The 17,480-nt window shown below is 72.4% G+C and carries 19 protein-coding genes and 2 tRNA genes; 9 read left to right on the top strand and 12 right to left on the bottom strand.

Annotated features, from left to right (window positions below; all coding sequences use genetic code 11):
- Positions 1–179: 179 nt before the first annotated feature.
- Positions 180–1,094: a phosphoribosylaminoimidazolesuccinocarboxamide synthase gene (locus RM779_RS21220; RefSeq protein WP_311619326.1), complete on the top strand. Its 915-nt coding sequence runs from the start codon at positions 180–182 to the stop codon at positions 1,092–1,094.
- Between the two features lie 56 nt (positions 1,095–1,150).
- Here the strand turns inward: RM779_RS21220 and RM779_RS21225 are convergent, their stop codons facing one another.
- From RM779_RS21225 to RM779_RS21255, 7 genes are all read right to left on the bottom strand, one after another.
- Positions 1,151–1,771, bottom strand: a complete 621-nt coding sequence (locus RM779_RS21225) for a response regulator transcription factor (protein WP_077059916.1) — start codon at positions 1,769–1,771, stop codon at positions 1,151–1,153.
- Positions 1,768–2,991 (bottom strand): sensor histidine kinase, encoded by a 1,224-nt coding sequence (locus tag RM779_RS21230; RefSeq protein WP_311619327.1) that lies wholly within the window; start codon positions 2,989–2,991, stop codon positions 1,768–1,770. Before RM779_RS21230 ends, RM779_RS21225 begins: the two co-directional genes overlap by 4 nt.
- Before the next feature lie 63 nt (positions 2,992–3,054).
- Positions 3,055–3,885 carry an ABC transporter permease gene (locus RM779_RS21235; protein ID WP_311619328.1) on the bottom strand — a complete coding sequence of 277 codons (831 nt, stop codon included), beginning with the start codon at positions 3,883–3,885 and terminating at the stop codon, positions 3,055–3,057.
- The gene (locus RM779_RS21240) at positions 3,882–4,784 is read right to left on the bottom strand and encodes an ABC transporter ATP-binding protein (RefSeq protein ID WP_311619462.1); all 903 of its coding nucleotides are present in this window, start codon (positions 4,782–4,784) and stop codon (positions 3,882–3,884) included. Before RM779_RS21240 ends, RM779_RS21235 begins: the two co-directional genes overlap by 4 nt.
- A 153-nt stretch (positions 4,785–4,937) precedes the next feature.
- Positions 4,938–5,010, bottom strand: a tRNA-Gly gene (locus tag RM779_RS21245).
- 41 nt (positions 5,011–5,051) lie between these two features.
- A tRNA-Gly gene (locus RM779_RS21250) sits at positions 5,052–5,126 on the bottom strand.
- A gap of 89 nt (positions 5,127–5,215) precedes the next feature.
- A complete protein-coding gene (locus tag RM779_RS21255) occupies positions 5,216–5,545 on the bottom strand; it encodes a histone-like nucleoid-structuring protein Lsr2 (protein ID WP_077059913.1) in 330 nt (109 codons plus the stop codon).
- 337 nt (positions 5,546–5,882) lie between these two features.
- Between RM779_RS21255 and purS the strand changes: the two genes are divergently transcribed.
- The 5 genes from purS (at position 5,883) to RM779_RS21280 (ending at position 11,441) form a co-directional block, all read left to right on the top strand.
- Positions 5,883–6,134, top strand: coding sequence for a phosphoribosylformylglycinamidine synthase subunit PurS (gene purS, locus RM779_RS21260; RefSeq protein ID WP_077059912.1), 252 nt, complete (start codon positions 5,883–5,885; stop codon positions 6,132–6,134).
- Complete coding sequence (purQ, locus tag RM779_RS21265; RefSeq protein WP_311619329.1) at positions 6,131–6,808, top strand: phosphoribosylformylglycinamidine synthase subunit PurQ; 678 nt, start codon at positions 6,131–6,133, stop codon at positions 6,806–6,808. The genes purS and purQ overlap by 4 nt, the downstream gene beginning before the upstream one ends.
- Complete coding sequence (gene purL, locus RM779_RS21270; RefSeq protein WP_311619330.1) at positions 6,805–9,099, top strand: phosphoribosylformylglycinamidine synthase subunit PurL; 2,295 nt, start codon at positions 6,805–6,807, stop codon at positions 9,097–9,099. Before purQ ends, purL begins: the two co-directional genes overlap by 4 nt.
- Before the next feature lie 336 nt (positions 9,100–9,435).
- Positions 9,436–10,302 carry an excalibur calcium-binding domain-containing protein gene (locus tag RM779_RS21275; protein ID WP_311619331.1) on the top strand — a complete coding sequence of 289 codons (867 nt, stop codon included), beginning with the start codon at positions 9,436–9,438 and terminating at the stop codon, positions 10,300–10,302.
- A gap of 101 nt (positions 10,303–10,403) precedes the next feature.
- Entirely contained in the window at positions 10,404–11,441 is a 1,038-nt protein-coding gene (locus RM779_RS21280; RefSeq protein WP_311619332.1) for an alpha/beta hydrolase, read from the top strand.
- 11 nt (positions 11,442–11,452) lie between these two features.
- Here RM779_RS21280 and RM779_RS21285 read toward each other — a convergent pair whose 3' ends face one another.
- From RM779_RS21285 to RM779_RS21300, 4 genes are read right to left on the bottom strand one after another with little or no spacing between them, the layout of a single operon-like run.
- Positions 11,453–11,962: a hypothetical protein gene (locus tag RM779_RS21285; protein ID WP_311619333.1), complete on the bottom strand. Its 510-nt coding sequence runs from the start codon at positions 11,960–11,962 to the stop codon at positions 11,453–11,455.
- Between the two features lie 29 nt (positions 11,963–11,991).
- Positions 11,992–12,330 carry a DUF2795 domain-containing protein gene (locus tag RM779_RS21290; RefSeq protein ID WP_311619334.1) on the bottom strand — a complete coding sequence of 113 codons (339 nt, stop codon included), beginning with the start codon at positions 12,328–12,330 and terminating at the stop codon, positions 11,992–11,994.
- A 29-nt stretch (positions 12,331–12,359) separates the two neighbouring features.
- On the bottom strand, positions 12,360–12,812 hold the full coding sequence (locus tag RM779_RS21295; RefSeq protein WP_311619335.1) for a YbhB/YbcL family Raf kinase inhibitor-like protein: 453 nt from the start codon (positions 12,810–12,812) through the stop codon (positions 12,360–12,362).
- A gap of 32 nt (positions 12,813–12,844) precedes the next feature.
- The gene (locus RM779_RS21300) at positions 12,845–13,345 is read right to left on the bottom strand and encodes a PH domain-containing protein (RefSeq protein WP_077059905.1); all 501 of its coding nucleotides are present in this window, start codon (positions 13,343–13,345) and stop codon (positions 12,845–12,847) included.
- Between the two features lie 103 nt (positions 13,346–13,448).
- Between RM779_RS21300 and RM779_RS21305 the strand changes: the two genes are divergently transcribed.
- The 3 genes from RM779_RS21305 (at position 13,449) to purM (ending at position 17,028) form a co-directional block, all read left to right on the top strand.
- On the top strand, positions 13,449–14,291 hold the full coding sequence (locus tag RM779_RS21305; protein WP_311619336.1) for a sterol carrier family protein: 843 nt from the start codon (positions 13,449–13,451) through the stop codon (positions 14,289–14,291).
- Between the two features lie 80 nt (positions 14,292–14,371).
- Positions 14,372–15,925 carry an amidophosphoribosyltransferase gene (gene purF, locus RM779_RS21310; protein WP_311619337.1) on the top strand — a complete coding sequence of 518 codons (1,554 nt, stop codon included), beginning with the start codon at positions 14,372–14,374 and terminating at the stop codon, positions 15,923–15,925.
- 23 nt (positions 15,926–15,948) lie between these two features.
- Positions 15,949–17,028, top strand: a complete 1,080-nt coding sequence (gene purM / locus RM779_RS21315; RefSeq protein ID WP_311619338.1) for a phosphoribosylformylglycinamidine cyclo-ligase — start codon at positions 15,949–15,951, stop codon at positions 17,026–17,028.
- Between the two features lie 123 nt (positions 17,029–17,151).
- Here purM and RM779_RS21320 read toward each other — a convergent pair whose 3' ends face one another.
- Positions 17,152–17,421: a DUF3073 domain-containing protein gene (locus tag RM779_RS21320; protein ID WP_311619339.1), complete on the bottom strand. Its 270-nt coding sequence runs from the start codon at positions 17,419–17,421 to the stop codon at positions 17,152–17,154.
- Positions 17,422–17,480: the final 59 nt, after the last annotated feature.

Here is a 17,480-nt window from a genome sequence, read left to right on the forward strand (position 1 = left end):
CGTCTCCGCGGCGCCCGCCGGAAGCACGGCACGCGCCGGGAGCCCTCCACGGGCGCCTCCCGCGCCCTTCCCGCCCCCGTTGCCTCCGTCCGTCGCCGCCCCGGTGACGAAACGGACAGTTCCCTGCGGAACAATGGATTCGCGCGGCCCAACCGTCCCAGAAGCCGCCAGGAGGCGTCGTGCCAGGATTCGTCGACAAGCCGCAGCCCGTTCACGTGCCGGGTCTTGTGCATGTGCACACCGGGAAGGTCCGGGACCTGTACCGGACGGAGACGGGCGATCTGGTGCTCGTCGCGACCGACCGCGTATCCGCCTACGACTGGGTGCTCGCGACCGAGATCCCGGACAAGGGCCGCATCCTGACCCGGCTTTCGCTCTGGTGGTTCGACCAGCTCGCCGACCTCGTGCCGGGGCACGTGATCTCCACCGAGCCGCCGCCCGGCGCGCCCGAGGCGTGGGCGGGCCGCGTCATGGTGTGCCGCGCCCTGTCGATGATCCCCGTCGAGGCCGTCGCCCGCGGCTACCTCACCGGCAGCGGGCTCGCCGAGTACGAACGTGACCGCACCGTCTGCGGCCTCGCGCTCCCGCCGGGGCTCGTCGACGGCTCCGAGCTGCCCGCGCCGATCTTCACACCCGCCACCAAGGCCCCGGTCGGCGAGCACGACGAGAATGTGAGCTATGAGGAGGTCGCCCGCCAGGTCGGCCCCGAGACGGCCGCCCGGCTGCGCCAGGCCACGCTCGCCCTCTACAGCCGGGCCCGCGACATCGCCAGGGACCGCGGGATCATCCTCGCCGACACGAAGTTCGAGTTCGGCATGGCGCAGGACGCGGGCCCCGACGGCCCGCTGATCCTCGCCGACGAGGTTCTGACGCCCGACTCCTCCCGCTTCTGGCGCAAGGCCGAGTGGGAGCCAGGACGTCCCCAGAAGCCCTACGACAAGCAGCTCATCCGCGACTGGCTCTCGTCCCCCGCCGCCGGCTGGGACCGCACCGGCGACGCCCCGCCGCCCGCCCTGCCAGAACACATCGTGGCCAGGACGCGGGCCCGCTACGCGGAGGCGTACCAGCTGCTGACCGGCATCCCCTGGACCTGACGCGCCCCGCGCGGGGTGCGCGGTTCACAGCCAGCCGCGTTCACAGCCAGCCGCGTTCACAGCCAGCCGCGTTCGCGGGCGATGCGGGCCGCGGCGTGGCGGTTCTCCGCGCCGAGCTTCGCCGCCGCGGCCGACAGGTAGTTGCGCACCGTGCCGGGTGCCAGGGACGCGCGGGCGGCGATGTCCGCGACCGGTGCGCCGTCCGCCGCCAGTTCGAGCAGCTCCGCCTCGCGCGGGGTCAGCGGCGAGTCGCCCGAACTGATCGCGTCCGCGGCCAGTTCGGGATCGATGTAGCGGTTGCCCGCGCGCACCGCGCGGATGATCTCGGCCAGCCGCTGCGCGGACAGCGTCTTCGGCAGGAAGCCCCGGACACCCGCCGCGAGCGCCCGCTTCAGGTCACCGGGCCGCCCGTGCGAAGTCACGATCATCGCCGCGCACTCCGGCAGCCGGGACCGCAGCGCTTCGGCCACCGCCACCCCGTCCTGTCCCGGCATCTGGAGGTCGAGCACCGCCACGTCGGGCCGCAGGGCCAGCGCCATGGCCAGCGCCTCAGGACCGGTGCCCGCCTCGGCGACGACCGCCAGATCGTCCTCCAGGGCGAGCAGCGCCGCCAGCGCCCCGCGGATCAGGTGCTCGTCGTCGGCGAGCAGCACTCTGGTCTTCTCGTCGCCCGTCATTCCGCCCCTCCGGCCGGTACCCGGGCGGTCAGCAGGAACGTCCCGCCCGCGCCCCGTTCCGTGCTCAGCGAGCCGCCGAGCGCGGCGACCCGCTCGCGCAGCCCGGCCAGCCCCATGCCGCCGCCCTGGCTGTCCTGAACGCCCTCCGCCAGCACCCCGTCGTTCTCCATCTCCAGCACCGCCTCACCGTTCGCCAGCCGGCGCAGCCGTACCGTGCACCGGCCCGCGTCCGCGTGGCGCAGCACGTTGGTCGTGCCCTCGCGCACCACCCAGCCCAGGGCCGACTGGACCGGCTCAGGCAGCCGCTCGCCGTGCCGGTCCTCGATGCGGCAGACGATGCCCGCCGCCTGGAGCACACCGCGGGCCCCGACCAGCTCCGCGTGCAGATCCGCCCTGCGGTAGCCGCGGACCACCTCGCGGATCTCGCGCTGCGAGTCCCGCGCGATGCGCTGGACCTCCGCCATCTCGTCGAGCGCCGCGCCTTTGTCGCGCTGGAGCAGCTGCGCGGCGAGCTCGCTCTTCAGCGCGATCACCGACAGGTTCCGCCCCAGCACGTCGTGCAGGTCCCGCCCGAACCGCAGCCGTTCCTCCGCCACCGCGAGCCTCGCCTCCGTCTCCCTCGCCGCATCCAACCGGTCGACCACCTTCAACGTCCACGCGCTGGTCCGGAAGGCGGCGCCGCACACCGCCGCACCGCCCGCGGTGGCGACACCGATCACCAAGCCGCCGAGCAGCGGCGCGTCCAGCGCGACCGCGCCGATCGCGCAGGTCGCCGCCGGTACCGCGCAGACGGCCGCGGCGCGGCGCAGCGGCCACGCGAGCACGGCGGGGCCGGCGCAGTACACGGCCTGGTAAATGGCGATGGCGCGGCCCTCTTCCGGCATGCCGCCCGCCGCCTCGGCCAGCACGGGTGCGATGAGGGTCGCCGCCGTCGCCGCGTAGTACGCCACGAGCAGCCGGTCCGGCCGGTCCTGCCCGCCGAGGTAGTACCGCAGCGCGGTCCGGATCAGCACCAGGCTGAGCAGAAGCTGCCCGCCCACCACCGTGCTCACCGCGGCCAGCGCCGCCGCGTCGCTCTCGTCGGCCACCCGGACCAGGACCGTCGCGACCAGCACCGCGTTCGTGAGGCTGATGAAGTAGAGGCTCCAGGCGACGTAGTGGTGGAACCTGGCGCGCTGGCTGGTGCGCCGCAGACCCTCCAGCCGGCGGAACGTGCGCATCGGACTCTCCTCGTCGGCGGGTGTGCTGCCCGGTGGGCGTGCGGTGGGCGGCCTGCTTCCCGTTCAGTGCCGCGGTTCCCAGCGGAACCACCGGCGTACAGCAAACACCGAGGCCGCGATCCAGGCCACTCCGACGGCCATGGCCCGCAACTGGTCGGACGCGTCGATCCCGCCGAGCCAGCCGGCCCTGACCAGGTCGACGGCCGGGGTGAGCGGCAGGAAGCGGCAGATCTCCGCGAGGTTGTCGGGCAGGATGTCGAGCGGGAAGTAAAGGCCGGAGCCCATCACCGAGATCATCAGCAGCGGCATGCCGGTGATCTGCGCGCTCTCCACGGTCTTGGTGAACGTGGCCGTGGCCGCGGACGCCGCGGCGAGCACCGCGGTGCCGAGCAGCAGCCCGAGGAGCAGCACCGCCGCGTTCTCGGGAACCGCCGCGTCCAGCACGGCGATACCGCCGACCACCAGGAGGACGCACTGCACGAGCGCGAGCACCGCGGCGGGCAGCGCGGTGGCGGTCATGATCTCGCCGTCCGTCAGCTCGCCGGTGCGCAGCCGCTTCAGCACCCGCTCCTCGCGCCGTGCCACGTACGTGGGAATGAGTCCCAGGTAGAGGACCATGATCAGCACCATGCCGATGCCGCCGGTCATCACGGCCTCGCCGCGGCTGAGGCCGGTGCCCGCCAGGTCGAGCTGGTCGGACGCCGTGTACGAGAGGCCGATCAGCGCGGCGGGCATCAGCAGCGAGACGAAGAGCGCGCTGCGGTTGCGCAGCAGCAGCGTCAGCTCCGCCCGCGCCAGCGCCCCCATGCGGCGCAGCGCCGCCGCGTCCGGCAGGCCCCAGGTGAGAAACGACGTCATCGGCTTCAACGGCTTCTGTGCGTTGTGCGTACTCATGCAGCCTCCTCAGCCATGGCGAGAAACACCTGTTCGAGCGAAGCGGAACGGGCGTCGAGCCCGGGCAGCTCCACGCCCGCCTCGCGGGCCCACAGCAGCAGATCGGTCAGCGACTGCTGGAGATTGCCGGTCTGCGCCTCGACGTTCCCGTCGAACACGTCGACCGGTCCCGGCAGCGGGAGCCACGCCGGGTCGAGCCCTTCCGGCAGGCGGAAACGGATACGGGCGGGGTGGGCGGCCATCACCTCGGCGGGGGTGCCCATGACGGTGATCCGGCCCCGGTGCATGATCGCCAGGCGGTCCGCCAGCGCCTCCGCCTCCTCCAGGTAGTGGGTGGTCAGCAGGATCGTCACGCCGTCCTCGCGCAGCCGCCGCACGACCTGCCAGGTGTCCTGCCTGGCCTGCGGGTCCATGCCGGTCGTCGGCTCGTCGAGGAACAGCACGCGCGGGCGGGTGGTCAGGGCGAGCGCCAGGTCAAGGCGCCGCCGTTCGCCGCCGGACAGCTGCTTCACGCGCACGTCCGCCCGCTCGTTCAGACGCACCGTGCCCAGCACCTCGGATATCGGAGCCGGGCGGCCGGTGCAGCCGGCCCACATGCGGGCGGTCTCGGCGACGGTCAAGTCGTTGGAGAACCCGGCCTCCTGAAGCATGATGCCGGTGTGCGGGCGCACCTGCGCGCGCTCCTTGAACGGATCGCGCCCCAGCACCCGGACCTCGCCCGCGCTCGGCGCGGCCAGCCCTTCGAGCACCTCGACCGTGGACGTCTTCCCGGCCCCGTTGGTGCCGAGCAGGGCGAAGATCTCGCCCTGACCCACCGAGAAGTCCACTCCGCGGACGGCTTCGTAGCCGTCCCGGCCGCTTCCCCCGTAGCGCCGCCGCAGGGCGCTCACTTCGATCATCGTGTCCATGCCGTCAAGCCTGGCCGGGGAACGGGCGCCGCGGCAGTGCGGGCTGTCACGCATGCGGATGACAAATGTCAGGGGGGCACGGCCCCAACCCGCGCGCACACGGCGGAGGGCCCGGTCCTCAAGGACCGGGCCCTCCGACTCACGAGCGGACGACGAGATTCGAACTCGCGACCCTCACCTTGGCAAGGTGATGCTCTACCAACTGAGCCACGTCCGCACGACACTCACTATACCCGACCCGAGTCGGGGCCAGTGGGCTGGAGCGGGTGACAGGAATCGCACACTGCGCCTCCCTCTTGGAAAGAGGGTGTTCTGCTACTGAACTACACCCGCGCGGCTCCCGGGGCTTCGGGCCTTGTCTGCCCTGCCCCGCGGCGCGCTCCAGACTCTAGCCGATCACCCCGGGTTCATGGCAAGTCGACTCAATGAACGGTCGTGTGTGCCTCGTTGAAGGCGTCGTAGACCTTCTTGGGGATGCGGCCCCTGGCGGGCACCCCGAAGCCGTTGGACTCCGCCCAGGCCCGCACGGCCTTGGGGTCGGGGGCCACGGCGGTGTGGTGGAACGTCCTGCCCGAGCGGGCGCGCTTGCGGCCGGCCTCCACGTAGGGGGCGAGAGCGGTCCGCAGCTTCTCCGCGTTGTTGGAGCTGAGGTCGATCTCGTACGTCTTCCCGTCGAGTCCGAAGGCAACCGTTTCCGACGCTTCTCCGCCGTCGATGTCGTCGGCGAGGGTGACCACTACACGCTGTGCCACGGATATCGGTCCTTCCGGGAGGCTCGCTGCCACGGCGGCCCGGAGGCCGGTTACCGCCGAATCACGTGCAGCGACGCTGGACTCCCACTCGTTCGCGAGTATGGTTCTTTTATTTGCACTGCGCCTGGCACAGTAATGCGAGACGATGAATTCAGTCACTCATCATCCTCGTACGGGGACCTTACTTTTTCCAGGACGTTTTCTGGAAGGGTTCCAGGTCCCGATACCCTAACGTGACCTTTACTCTGAATATCTACTCGCGTAGATTTCTCCTCCGGGTACGCTGGCCGGTGCAGCGTCAAGCATCACCACCACCGCACCACCACCGGGAGTACCAGTGGCTCGCGTCGTAGTCGACGTCATGCTCAAGCCGGAGATCCTCGACCCCCAGGGCCAAGCGGTGCAGCGCGCACTGCCACGGCTCGGGTTCGACGGCGTCTCGGACGTCCGCCAGGGCAAGCGTTTCGAACTGGAGCTTGCCGGGCCCGTCGACGAGGCGGCCCTCGACCGTGTCAGGGAGATGGCGCGCACGTTTCTCGCCAACACGGTGATCGAGGACTTCGAGGTCCGGGTCGAGGAGGAGCGGTGACCACTCGTGTGGGAGTCGTCACATTTCCCGGCTCGCTCGACGACCGTGATGCCGCCCGCGCGGTAAAGCTCGCCGGCGCCGAGCCCGTCGCGCTCTGGCACGGCGACAAAGGCCTGCATCAGGTCGACGCCGTGATCCTTCCGGGCGGTTTCTCCTATGGTGACTATCTCCGCTGCGGCGCCATCGCGCGTTTCTCCCCCGTGATGGAAACGATCATCGCCAGGGCGCGCGCGGGCCTTCCCGTGCTCGGCATCTGCAATGGCTTCCAGATGCTGTGCGAATCCCACCTGCTGCCCGGCGCGCTCACCCGCAACGACCACCTGCACTTCATCTGCCGCGACCAGCGCCTGCGCGTGGAGAACGCCGGGACCGCCTGGACGGCCGACTACGCCGAGGGCCAGGAGATCACCGTTCCCCTGAAGAACGGGGAGGGCGGCTACGTCGCCGACGAGCGCACCCTCGACGAGCTGGAGGCCGAGGGCCGGGTCGTCTTCCGCTACCTGGAGCGCAATCCGAACGGATCGCGCCGCGACATCGCCGGCATCTGCAACCCCGCGGGGAACGTGGTGGGTCTGATGCCGCACCCGGAGCACGCCGTGGAGGCCCTGACCGGCCCCACCACGGACGGGCTCCCGTTCTTCACCTCGGTCCTCAAGAAGCTGGTCAGCGCATGAGCCTCGACACCGTCAAGCACGCCGCGGGCAACCCGCACGACGAGCAGCCCTGGGCCGAACTCGGTCTGAAGGAGGACGAGTACGAGCGCATCAGGACCATCCTCGGCCGCCGCCCGACCGGCGCAGAGCTGGCCATGTACTCGGTGATGTGGTCCGAGCACTGCTCCTACAAGTCCAGCAAGGTCCACCTCAAGCAGTTCGGCGAAAAGGCCCCGGCCAGCGACGCGTTGCTGGTCGGCATCGGGGAGAACGCGGGCGTCGTCGACGTCGGCCAGGGGTACGCGGTCACGTTCAAGGTCGAGTCGCACAACCACCCCTCGTACGTCGAGCCCTACCAGGGCGCGGCCACCGGCATCGGCGGCATCGTCCGCGACATCCTCGCCATGGGCGCCAGGCCCGTCGCCGTGATGGACCCGCTGCGCTTCGGCGCGGCCGACCACCCCGACACGCGCCGCGTGCTGCCGGGCGTCGTCGCGGGCATCGGCGGCTACGGCAACTGCCTTGGCCTGCCCAACATCGGCGGCGAGGTCGTCTTCGACTCCTGCTACCAGGGCAACCCGCTGGTCAACGCGCTGTGCGTGGGCGTCATGCGGCACGAGGACATCCACCTCGCCAAAGCCTCGGGCACCGGCAACAAGGTGATCCTGTACGGCGCCCGCACCGGCGGCGACGGCATCGGCGGCGTCTCCGTGCTCGCCTCGGAGACCTTCTCCCACCCGTCGCCCCCCACCCCGAGCGGAGACGCTTCGCGTCACCCTCTTCCTGGCCCCGCCAAGCGGCCCGCGGTCCAGGTCGGCGACCCGTTCCAGGAGAAGCTGCTCATCGAGTGCACCCTGGAGGTCTTCGCCGAGGACCTGGTCGCCGGCATCCAGGACCTGGGCGGCGCAGGACTGTCCTGCGCCACCTCCGAGCTGGCCTCGGCCGGCTCCGGCGGGATGCGCGTCGACCTGGACACCGTTCCGCTGCGCGACGCCTCGCTCTCCCCCGAGGAGATCCTCATGAGCGAGTCGCAGGAGCGCATGTGCGCCGTCGTCCGGCCGGAGAACGTCGACCGGTTCCTGGAGATCTGCGCCAAGTGGGACGTCATCGCCACCGTCATCGGCGAGGTCACCGAGGGCGACCGGCTGGAGATCTTCTGGCACGGCGAGCAGATCGTCGACGTCCCGCCGCGCACCGTCGCGCACGAGGGGCCCGTCTACCACCGCCCGCTCGCCCGCCCCACCTGGCAGGACGCGCTCCAGGCTGACGACGCCGCGGCCCTGCCGCGCCCGGCCGGGCCCGAGGAGCTGCGCGAGCAGGTGCTGCGGCTGACCGCCTCGCCGAACCAGGCCGCCAAGGCGTGGATCACCGACCAGTACGACCGTTACGTCCTGGGCAACACGGTGCTCGCGCAGCCCGAGGACGGCGGCATGATCCGCATCGACGAGGAGACCAACCTCGGGGTCGCCATCGCCACCGACGGCAACGGCCGCTACGCCAAGCTCGACCCGTACGCCGGCGCCCAGCTCGCCCTGGCCGAGTCCTACCGCAACGTGGCGGCCACCGGCGCCCGGCCGCTCGCCGTCACCGACTGCCTCAACTTCGGCTCCCCCGAGGACCCGGCCGTCATGTGGCAGTTCGCCGAGGCCGCCCGCGGTCTCGCCGACGCCTGCCGGACGCTGGGCACCCCCGTGACCGGCGGGAACGTCTCGCTGTACAACCAGACCGGCGAGAGCGCGATCCACCCCACCCCCGTGGTCGGCGTGCTCGGCGTCATCGACGACGTCACCCGCCGCACCCCGATGGCCTTCCGCACCGAGGGACAGCTGATCTACCTGCTGGGCGACACCGCCGGGGAGTTCGGCGGCTCGGCCTGGTCCCAGGTGATCCACGGCCACCTCGGCGGCCTGCCGCCGCGGGTGGACCTGGAGCGCGAACGGCTGCTCGCGGAGGTGCTGATCGCCGCCTCCCGCGACGGCATGATCGACGCGGCGCACGACCTGTCGGACGGCGGCCTGATCCAGGCGGTCACCGAGTCCTGCCTGAAGGGCGGGCGGGGCGCGCGTCTCGTCGTTCCCGAGGGCCTCGACGCGTTCACGTTCCTCTTCTCCGAATCGGCGGGCCGCGCCGTGGTCGCCGTGCCGCGCGGCGAGGAGGTCAGGTTCACCGACATGTGCCGCGCCAGGTCGCTGCCCGCGGCGCGCGTCGGCGTCGTGGACGGTGACGCGGTGGAGGTGCAGGGGCAGTTCACCCTGCCCCTCGCGGAGCTGCGCGAGGCCCACGAGCACACGCTGCCCGCGCTGTTCGCCTGACGCCGTTCACCTGATGCTGTGCGCCTGCCGCGCCGCGCGGCCTGCCGCCCCCGTGCGCGGGAGGAGCACAGATCGGTGAAGTGCCCCACCCGGCGCCCCTGGACTCGGTAGCGTGACGGCTCGTCATGACACCGAGCAGTCAGGGGTTCACCAAACGTCATGTCCGCACCGCATCCGACACCGCATCCGACACCGCAGCCGGCCCCGCGGCCGGCACCGCCACGATCGAAGTGGCAGCATCCGTTCGTCATCGTTCTCCTGCTCGTGGTCTTCCCGCCCGTCGGCATCTGGCTGGCGTGGCGGAGCGGATGGCCACGGCGAAGAAAGTTCATCGCCATGGGCTTATCCGCCCTTTGGCTCGTCGCCCTGGCTTTCGCGCCGTCCGAGGAGGAGACGGCCGACGACGCCGAGGCGGCAGCGGCGGACCAGGAGGAGGAAGGGCGCACCGAGGTGCCGGACTACACCGGCCAGAATCTGGCCGTCGCCATCCGCTCCGCGGTCACGGCCGGATTCGACACCACCTCCCACGATGCGACCGACGAGGACGCGGGCCAGCGGGACGACGGAGACTGGCTCGTCTGCTTCCAGAACCCCGGGGCCGGTGCGACGGCCCCGCCGGGGACCACCATCGACTTCGCCGTGGTGCGCGGCGGCTCGCCGTGCCCGGAGGCTGACGGACTCGCCGTGCTGCAGGAAGCGGTGCCCTCCGTGGTCACCCTGCCCTACGCCGAGGCCGCCGAGCGCCTGGGTGAGTACGGACTGACGGAGATCGGGGCGCGCAGCGCGTACCGCGACGTGGAATTGCCGGAGGAGTACGGGGACTGGCTCGTCTGCTTCCAGCGGCCCCGCGCGGGCGAGGTGGTCCGGGACCTGGCCGCGACGACGGCGGACCTCTCCCTTGTCGAACCGGGCACGGACTGCCCCGCGTTCGACAACGACCGGCTGCACCCCGAGCCCGAGCCCGAGCCCGAGCCCGAGCCGGAACCCGATCCGGTCCCCGTTCCCGACCCGGAACCCGTTCCCGATCCGGAACCCGTTCCGGACCCCACGACGGGCGGCGGTGACGACGACTCCGGCGGTTCTGCCTACTACCAGAACTGCGATGCGGCCCGCGCGGCCGGCGCGGCGCCCCTGTACCGGGGCGACCCCGGCTACCGGGCGGGTCTCGACCGGGACGGCGACGGAGTGGCCTGCGATTCCTGAACGCCGGACGCCCGCTGCTCCGCCCCGCTACTCCGGGCGGAGTAGCGGGCGACTCCGCCCGTCGGATGCCGTGGTGCGGGGTCGCGCATAGCGTCGGTGGCATGACGGAGGGATACGAGCACAGCAGGCGCCGCTTCATGACGGCCGCGGCGGCGTTCGGGGGCGCCGCCGCGGCGGTAGGGCTGGCCGGCGGGGCCCGCGCCGCCGGGCGCGGCGGGGCGCGCGTCGCGCGTGAACGCCGTACGGGAGACCGGCTGGTCGAGCTGACGATCGACTCGCCCGCGCTCGGCGGCCGGGAAACGGTGGCGCTGCTGACGCCCCGCGGCTGGGAACGCCGGGCCGCGGGGCGGACCTGGCCGGTGCTGTGGCTGCTGCCGGGCGGCGACGGCGACGAGCGGATCTGGACCGAGCAGCACCTCGTGCAGGACATCGACGAACTGCGGGACACGCTCGTCGTCATGCCCGGCATGCCGCTGTTCGGCTTCTGTACCGACTGGTGGAACGGCGGGGCCGGCGGGCCGCCCGCCGTCGAGACGTTCCACCTGCGCGAGGTACTGCCCCTGCTGGAACGTGACTACGGCGCGGGACAAGCGCGCGCGGTCGGCGGCGACTCGCAGGGCGGCTTCGGCGCCCTGTCCTACACGGCGCGCCACCCAGGACTGTTCCGCGCCGCGGCCTCCTACAGCGGCGCCGTTCACCCGCTGGCGCACCCCGAGGTGTGGCTGTCCGGCGCCAGGTACGTCGGCATCGACGGCACGGCGATCTTCGGCGACCCGGTGGCGCAGCGGCACCTGTGGGAGGCCCGCGACCCGTGGTACCTGGCCGACGCGCTGCGCCGCACGCCCGTCTACCTCGCGGCGGGCGACGGCACGGCAGGGGAGCTGGACGGCCCGGACCCCGAGCCGGACCCGTTCATCCCCGGCACGGAGGAGTGGGTCGAGCGGCTGCCGGACGACGTGATCTCGCTGACCGAGGCGATCTGCGGGCTGGAGGCCCGCGCACTCGCCGACCGGCTGATCACGCGGGGCACGCCGGTGACCGCCCACTTCTACCCGGGCACGCACGGCGGCACCTACGGCAGGCGCGAACTACGCGCCTCCGTACCCCTGTTGCTGCGCGCTCTCAACGGTGACGGGTAGCCGCGCGCTGCTCAGCGGCCCGGCCTCGTCTCGTAGCGGGGGCCGAGGTCCGGGCGGTCGGTGCCCTGGAGTTCGGTGACGAGCCGGTGGACGGACACCAGATCGTGCAGCAGCAGCCGCGTCCGCTCGTCGGGCAGACCGGCGGTGCGGGCGATCTCCGTCGCGTACACGGCGTCGCCGCCGTGGCGCCGTTCCGCGTCGCCGAGCGCCTGGAAGACGCGGGCGTGGTCGCTTCCGTAGCCGGGCGCCCCCCGTCCGGTGAACGTCCGCCCGGGCGGCGGCGCGGGCCGGTCAGCGGCGCGGGCCTCGGCCTGTTCCTCGGCCTCCCGGCGCTGCTTGCCGCGGTGGAGCGGGTCCGTCTTCTCCTCGTGGGTCAGCGAGGAGCGGTCGGGCATGTGGGTGCGCTGCTTGGAGCCGCCCGTGGTGACTCCGCGCGCGCTGGGGCTGCCGCCCGCGCGTTCGGCCTCACGCGCCGCGCGGCGCCGCTGTTCCTCGTTGCCCTCGACCTTCTTGCGCACCATGACGCCTCCTCTCGGCGCTCCCGCTCCGCTCAGCGGTCGCGGTCGCGGTCCTCGCGGTCCAGTTCCTCCTCCACCGGGGGCTTCGGCACGTCCCGCAGCTGCTCGGCCTGCCCGCGCCTGCCGCCCCTGCGGGCCTGTTCCGCGCGCTGGGCCGGGCTGAGCCCGAGCCCCGCGTCCCCGGGCAGCCGCACGGAGCGCGCGACCTCGGTGCGGTTGGCGTAGCTCTCCGGCGGGATGCCGCGCAGCGCCTTGACGGCGGGTTCTGACGCGCCGGCCTGCTTGGCGGCGCGGACCAGATCGTCCTTCCCGGCGGGGAAGTCGACGCTTCTGACGGCGTGCAGGATTTCGTTCATATCGGTCGCGGCCATGGCGTTCCTCCCGTCCTCGGCCGTTCGTGTCAACGCTGGTGCAGGCCCACGAGGGTGCCGCCGGCGAGCTGCCGGCCGCCCAGCTCCTCGCGCACGTCCCGCGCCGAGGCGGGCTCGGGCAGCGGAACGGGCCCGGGGAGCGCGTAGAGGCGGAAGAAGTAGCGGTGCGCCGGGTCGCCGACCGGGGGCCTCGGCCCGTCCCAGTCCGCGTCGCCGAAGCTGTTGGTGTGCGCGGCGGCGCCCGGCGGCAGCGACCCGGTGCCGACGCCGTCGCGGTGCGGGTCGATGCCGGTGACCAGCCAGTGCAGGAACGTGCCGGACGGCGCGTCCGGGTCCTCGCACATCAGGGCCAGCTCCCGCGTGCCGGCGGGGGGACGCGACCAGCTCAGCGGCGGCGAGAGATTCTCGCCGTCCTTGGTGTAGCGCCCGGGAATGGGCGCGTGGTCGTTGAATGCGCTGCTGCGCAGTTCGATTCCAGCCATGCCGCCGGAGTACCCGGCGCGGCCCGGCCCATTCAGCTGTCCTCGTCCAGTCCGTCGAGGGCCTGGTAGATGACGTTCTTCAGGGCCTCGGGCTCCGGAACGTGCCGCAGGGTCATCATTCCGTGTTCGGACGCGGACTGTACGCGCACGGTGCCGTACCGCATGATCCGTTCCCACAGGGTGGCCGAGAACGACACGTCGTTCACCCGGCTGAGCGGAATGCTGGTCCCCGTCTTGTTGAGGAATCCGGCCCGCTTGTGGAGCCGCTTGGTGGTGAGGAAGTACAGCGTGGCGCGCCACTGGAGGAGGGGGATCAGCCACCACCACACGGCGGCGACCGCCGCGGCGCCGAGCACCACCCACACCGCGGTCCCGCCCCAGTCCTCGTCGGTGGGGAGCACCCAGATCACGGCGCCGGCGGCCACGGCGACGAGGCAGAGCACCAGGAACTCACTGATCATCGTGGTCCAGTGCTGCCGGGTCTCGTAGATGAGTTCCTCGTCCTCCGCCAGGTAGCGGTCCGCGGTAGCCATGGGCGCATCGTGGCACAGCCTCCCGCACCCCACCCGCCGCCCGGCCCACTTGGTATGACCTTGTCACCTTCCGGCCCGCGGCGATGGTCGTAAGCTCCGTGCTATGTCTGCCGTCCGGCGCAAGGTCCGCGCCCACCACCCCGACCGGGTCCGCGACGCGCTGCTCGCCCAGGTGGAGTTCGTGCGGCTGGCGGCCCGGGAGATCCCGGACGAGGCGCGGGCGGTGCCGTCCGGCCTGCCGGGCTGGGACGTCGGGACGCTGCTGGTCCACATGGCCGGTCAGATCGACGCGCTGCCCAGGGTGCTCGCGCAGCCGCCGCCGGACGTGGCGCGCCCCGAGCTGGGGGTGAGCGAGTGGGCCCTGACCGCTGGGTCCACCGGGTCCACCGCGAACGCCGGGTCCACCGGGTCCACAGCGAGCGCCGCGGACGCCGCGAGCGCCGCGGACGCCGCGAGCGCCGCGGACGGCGGGACGCGGCTGGACGCCGCCGCGGAGGAGCTGGAGGCGGTGGTGGAGACCGGCGTGCGCGAGGACGTGCTGCTGCCGCACCGGTTCGGCGCCATGCGCGCCCTCGACTTCACCGTCACCCGCGTCGTCGAGCTGGTGGTGCACAGCGACGATCTGACGCGCGCCCTCGGGCGGCCGGTGCGGCTGGACCGGCAGGCCTTGGCGATCACCACGCGGGTGCTCGCGGACGCGCTGGCCGTCAAGGCGCCCGGCGCCTCCACCGAGCTGCGGGTCCCGCCGTTCGCCGCCGTCCAGTGCCTGCCCGGCCCGCGGCACACCCGCGGCACCCCGCCGAACGTGGTGGAGACCGACCCGGTGACCTGGCTGCGGCTGGCCGCCGGGCGCACCGCCTGGGACTCGGCGCTCGCGGCCGGCCGGCTGCGCGCGAGCGGCGAGCGGGCGGGGGCGCTCGCGGCCGAGCTGCCCGTCCTGAGCTGATCCACGCCGGGCCGGTATGGGGCATGTCTCACAATCCTGGGGTTCTCCCCGGCCCGGGGTCCTGGCCTAGACTCGTGCTCGTGCCACGTGGTGACGGACGACTCAGCCACGACCTTGACCCCGGAGAGCAGGGCCCGAGGGACGCGTGCGGCGTCTTCGGTGTCTGGGCCCCGGGCGAGGAGGTCGCCAAGCTCACCTTCTTCGGACTTTACGCACTCCAGCACCGCGGACAGGAGTCCGCGGGTATCGCGGTGAGTGACGGTTCGAAGATCCTGGTTTTCAAGGACATGGGCCTGGTCTCCCAGGTCTTCGACGAAACCTCCCTCGGCTCGCTCCAGGGCCACATCGCCGTGGGACACGCCAGGTACTCGACGACGGGCGCCCCCACCTGGGAGAACGCGCAGCCCACCTTCCGCGCGACCGGCCACGGGTCGATCGCCCTCGGCCACAACGGCAATCTGGTCAACACCACGGAGCTGGCCGGGCTCGTCGCCGCGCTGCCGGACGGCAAGGGGCCGCGCCAGGGCGCGCCGGAGCGGGTCGCCTCGACCAACGACACGGATCTCGTGACCGCGCTGCTCGCCGGGCAGACCGACGAGGCAACGGGCGAGCCGCTGACCGTGGAGGAGGCCGCCCCGCGCGTGCTGCCGCAGGTCAAGGGCGCGTTCAGCTTCGTTTTCATGGACGAGGACACGCTGTACGCGGCCCGCGACCCGCAGGGCATCCGTCCGCTGGTCCTCGGCCGCCTGGAGCGCGGCTGGGTGGTGGCCTCCGAGACGGCCGCCCTGGACATCGTCGGCGCCTCGGTCGTGCGGGAGGTCGAGCCGGGCGAGCTGATCGCCGTCGACGCACAGGGGCTGCGTTCCACACGCTTCGCGGAAGCAAAACCGCGCACCTGCGTCTTCGAGTACGTGTACCTCGCCCGCCCCGACACCGACATCTCGGGCCGCAATGTGTACCTCTCCCGCGTCGAGATGGGCCGCAGGCTGGCCGCGCAGGCGCCGGTGGAGGCGGACCTGGTGATACCGACCCCGGAGTCCGGCACGCCCGCGGCCATCGGCTACGCCGAGGCGTCGGGCATCCCGTACGGCTCGGGCCTGGTGAAGAACGCGTACGTGGGCCGGACGTTCATCCAGCCGAGCCAGACGATCAGGCAGCTCGGCATCCGCCTCAAGCTGAACCCGCTGAAGGAAGTCATCCGCGGCAAGCGTCTCGTGGTCGTCGACGACTCGATCGTCCGCGGCAACACGCAGCGCGCCCTGGTCCGCATGCTCCGCGAGGCGGGCGCCGCCGAGGTCCACGTGCGGATCAGTTCGCCGCCCATCAAGTGGCCCTGCTACTTCGGCATAGACTTCGCCACCCGGGCCGAGCTGATCGCGGGCGGCCTGTCGGTCGAGGAGATCCGCACCTCCCTGGGCGCCGATTCGCTGGCCTACATCGACCTGGACGCGATGGTCGCGGCCACCACGATTCCCAAGCGGAAGCTGTGCTGCGCCTGCTTCGACGGGGCCTACCCGATGGAGCTGCCCGATCCGGCGGTGCTCGGCAAGGACGTGCTGGAGCAGCCGGCGAACGCGGCCGGGCCGTCCCCCCTGCTGACGGCGGGCTCAGGCGGCGGCAACGCCCGCCCGTGACACCGATACGAAAGATCTCCCTGATGACCGAGAACGCGCCGCCCGGCGCCAGCTACGCGGCGGCCGGCGTCGACATCCAGGCCGGCGAGACGGCCGTCGAGCTGATGAAGAAGTGGGTCGCCACGACCCAGCGGCCGGAGAGCATGGGGGCCCTCGGCGGGTTCGCCGGCCTCTTCGACGCTTCGGCCCTGCTGCGCTACCGCCGCCCGCTGCTGGCCTCGGCCACCGACGGCGTCGGCACCAAGCTCGTGATCGCCCAGCGGATGGACGTGCACGACACCATCGGCCAGGACCTGGTCGCGATGGTGGTGGACGACCTGGTCGTCTGCGGCGCGGAGCCGCTGTTCATGACCGACTACATCTGTGTGGGCAAGGTCCGCCCGGAGCGGGTCGCTTCGATCGTCAAGGGCATCGCGGAGGGCTGCGTGCTGGCCGGGTGCGCGCTGGTCGGCGGCGAGACGGCCGAGCACCCCGGCCTGCTCGGCCCCGACGAGTACGACGTCGCGGGGGCCGGCACGGGCGTGGTCGAGGCGGACCTGGTGCTGGGCGCCGAGCGCGTCCGGCCGGGTGACGCGGTGCTCGCGCTCGCCTCCTCCGGCCTTCACTCCAACGGGTACTCGCTGGTGCGGCACGTGTTCTTCGACCGGGCGGGCTGGTCCCTCGAACGGCACGTGCCCGAGTTCGGCGGCACGCTGGGCGAGGAGCTGCTGCGGCCCACCCGCATCTACACGCTCGACTGCCTGGCGCTGATCGGGGCCGCCGAGGTGCATGCTCTCGCGCATGTGACGGGCGGCGGGCTCGCGGCCAATCTGGCGCGGGTGCTCCCGCCGGAGCTGCATGCCACGGTGGACCGCGCCACCTGGACCCCGCCGCCGGTCTTTGGCGCCGTCGGGGCGGCCGGGGGGGTGGCCCGCGAAGAGCTGGAACGCACGCTGAACATGGGCATCGGCATGTTCGCCCTCGTGCCGCAGGACGCGGTGCCCGCCGCGCTGGCCACGCTCGCGGACCGCGGCGTTCCGGCGTGGGTGGCGGGTGAGGTCACCGAGGCGGGAGCGGACCGGCCGGGCGGCACGGCCGTCCTCACCGGAGACCATGCGCTCTGAAGCCGCCCGGCGCCCGTCCGGCCGCAGGCGCGCGGACAGGACTGAACCCGGTCCGGCGGTACCGGACCGGGTCGGAGTCTGTCGCGTCGTCTTCTCGGTCAGTCCGCAGTACGAAGCCGCGGGTCAGGCGCCACGGCGTTTGGACGAGGCGCCTGACGACGGCCCGTCGTCGTCGTCCTCCTCGTTGTACAACTCCGCGTACCGTGCGTACTGGTCGTCGTCCAGCTCATCGTCGTCGTCCTCGAACCGCTCGCCGTTCGGCGGCTGTTCCGGCGGCGTCGTCGACGATGCACCCAGCTCCTCGGCCAGACGAGAAAGGTCCGTCCTGCCGCTGTTGTACTTCAGCTGGCGGGCGACCTTCGTCTGCTTGGCCTTGGCCCGGCCGCGCCCCATTGGCTCGACCCCCTCAACGACGGGGCGCAACGGCCCCGGAGTGTTGACATCCGTTCATG

It is taken from the genome of Streptomyces johnsoniae, from assembly GCF_031845565.1.
Classification (GTDB): Bacteria; Actinomycetota; Actinomycetes; order Streptomycetales; family Streptomycetaceae; genus Streptomyces; species Streptomyces johnsoniae.

Coding starts and splice junctions, on each gene's coding strand:
- RM779_RS21225 (WP_077059916.1), bottom strand. CDS start 1,771: ATGACGGGCGACGAGAAGACCAGAGTGCTGCTCGCCGACGACGAGCAC.
- RM779_RS21230 (WP_311619327.1), bottom strand. CDS start 2,991: ATGCGCACGTTCCGCCGGCTGGAGGGTCTGCGGCGCACCAGCCAGCGC.
- RM779_RS21235 (WP_311619328.1), bottom strand. CDS start 3,885: ATGAGTACGCACAACGCACAGAAGCCGTTGAAGCCGATGACGTCGTTT.
- RM779_RS21240 (WP_311619462.1), bottom strand. CDS start 4,784: ATGATCGAAGTGAGCGCCCTGCGGCGGCGCTACGGGGGAAGCGGCCGG.
- purL (WP_311619330.1), top strand. CDS start 6,805: ATGAGCCTCGACACCGTCAAGCACGCCGCGGGCAACCCGCACGACGAG.
- RM779_RS21275 (WP_311619331.1), top strand. CDS start 9,436: ATGGGCTTATCCGCCCTTTGGCTCGTCGCCCTGGCTTTCGCGCCGTCC.
- RM779_RS21280 (WP_311619332.1), top strand. CDS start 10,404: ATGACGGAGGGATACGAGCACAGCAGGCGCCGCTTCATGACGGCCGCG.
- RM779_RS21285 (WP_311619333.1), bottom strand. CDS start 11,962: ATGGTGCGCAAGAAGGTCGAGGGCAACGAGGAACAGCGGCGCCGCGCG.
- RM779_RS21290 (WP_311619334.1), bottom strand. CDS start 12,330: ATGGCCGCGACCGATATGAACGAAATCCTGCACGCCGTCAGAAGCGTC.
- RM779_RS21295 (WP_311619335.1), bottom strand. CDS start 12,812: ATGGCTGGAATCGAACTGCGCAGCAGCGCATTCAACGACCACGCGCCC.
- RM779_RS21300 (WP_077059905.1), bottom strand. CDS start 13,345: ATGGCTACCGCGGACCGCTACCTGGCGGAGGACGAGGAACTCATCTAC.
- RM779_RS21305 (WP_311619336.1), top strand. CDS start 13,449: ATGTCTGCCGTCCGGCGCAAGGTCCGCGCCCACCACCCCGACCGGGTC.
- purM (WP_311619338.1), top strand. CDS start 15,949: ATGACCGAGAACGCGCCGCCCGGCGCCAGCTACGCGGCGGCCGGCGTC.
- RM779_RS21320 (WP_311619339.1), bottom strand. CDS start 17,421: ATGGGGCGCGGCCGGGCCAAGGCCAAGCAGACGAAGGTCGCCCGCCAG.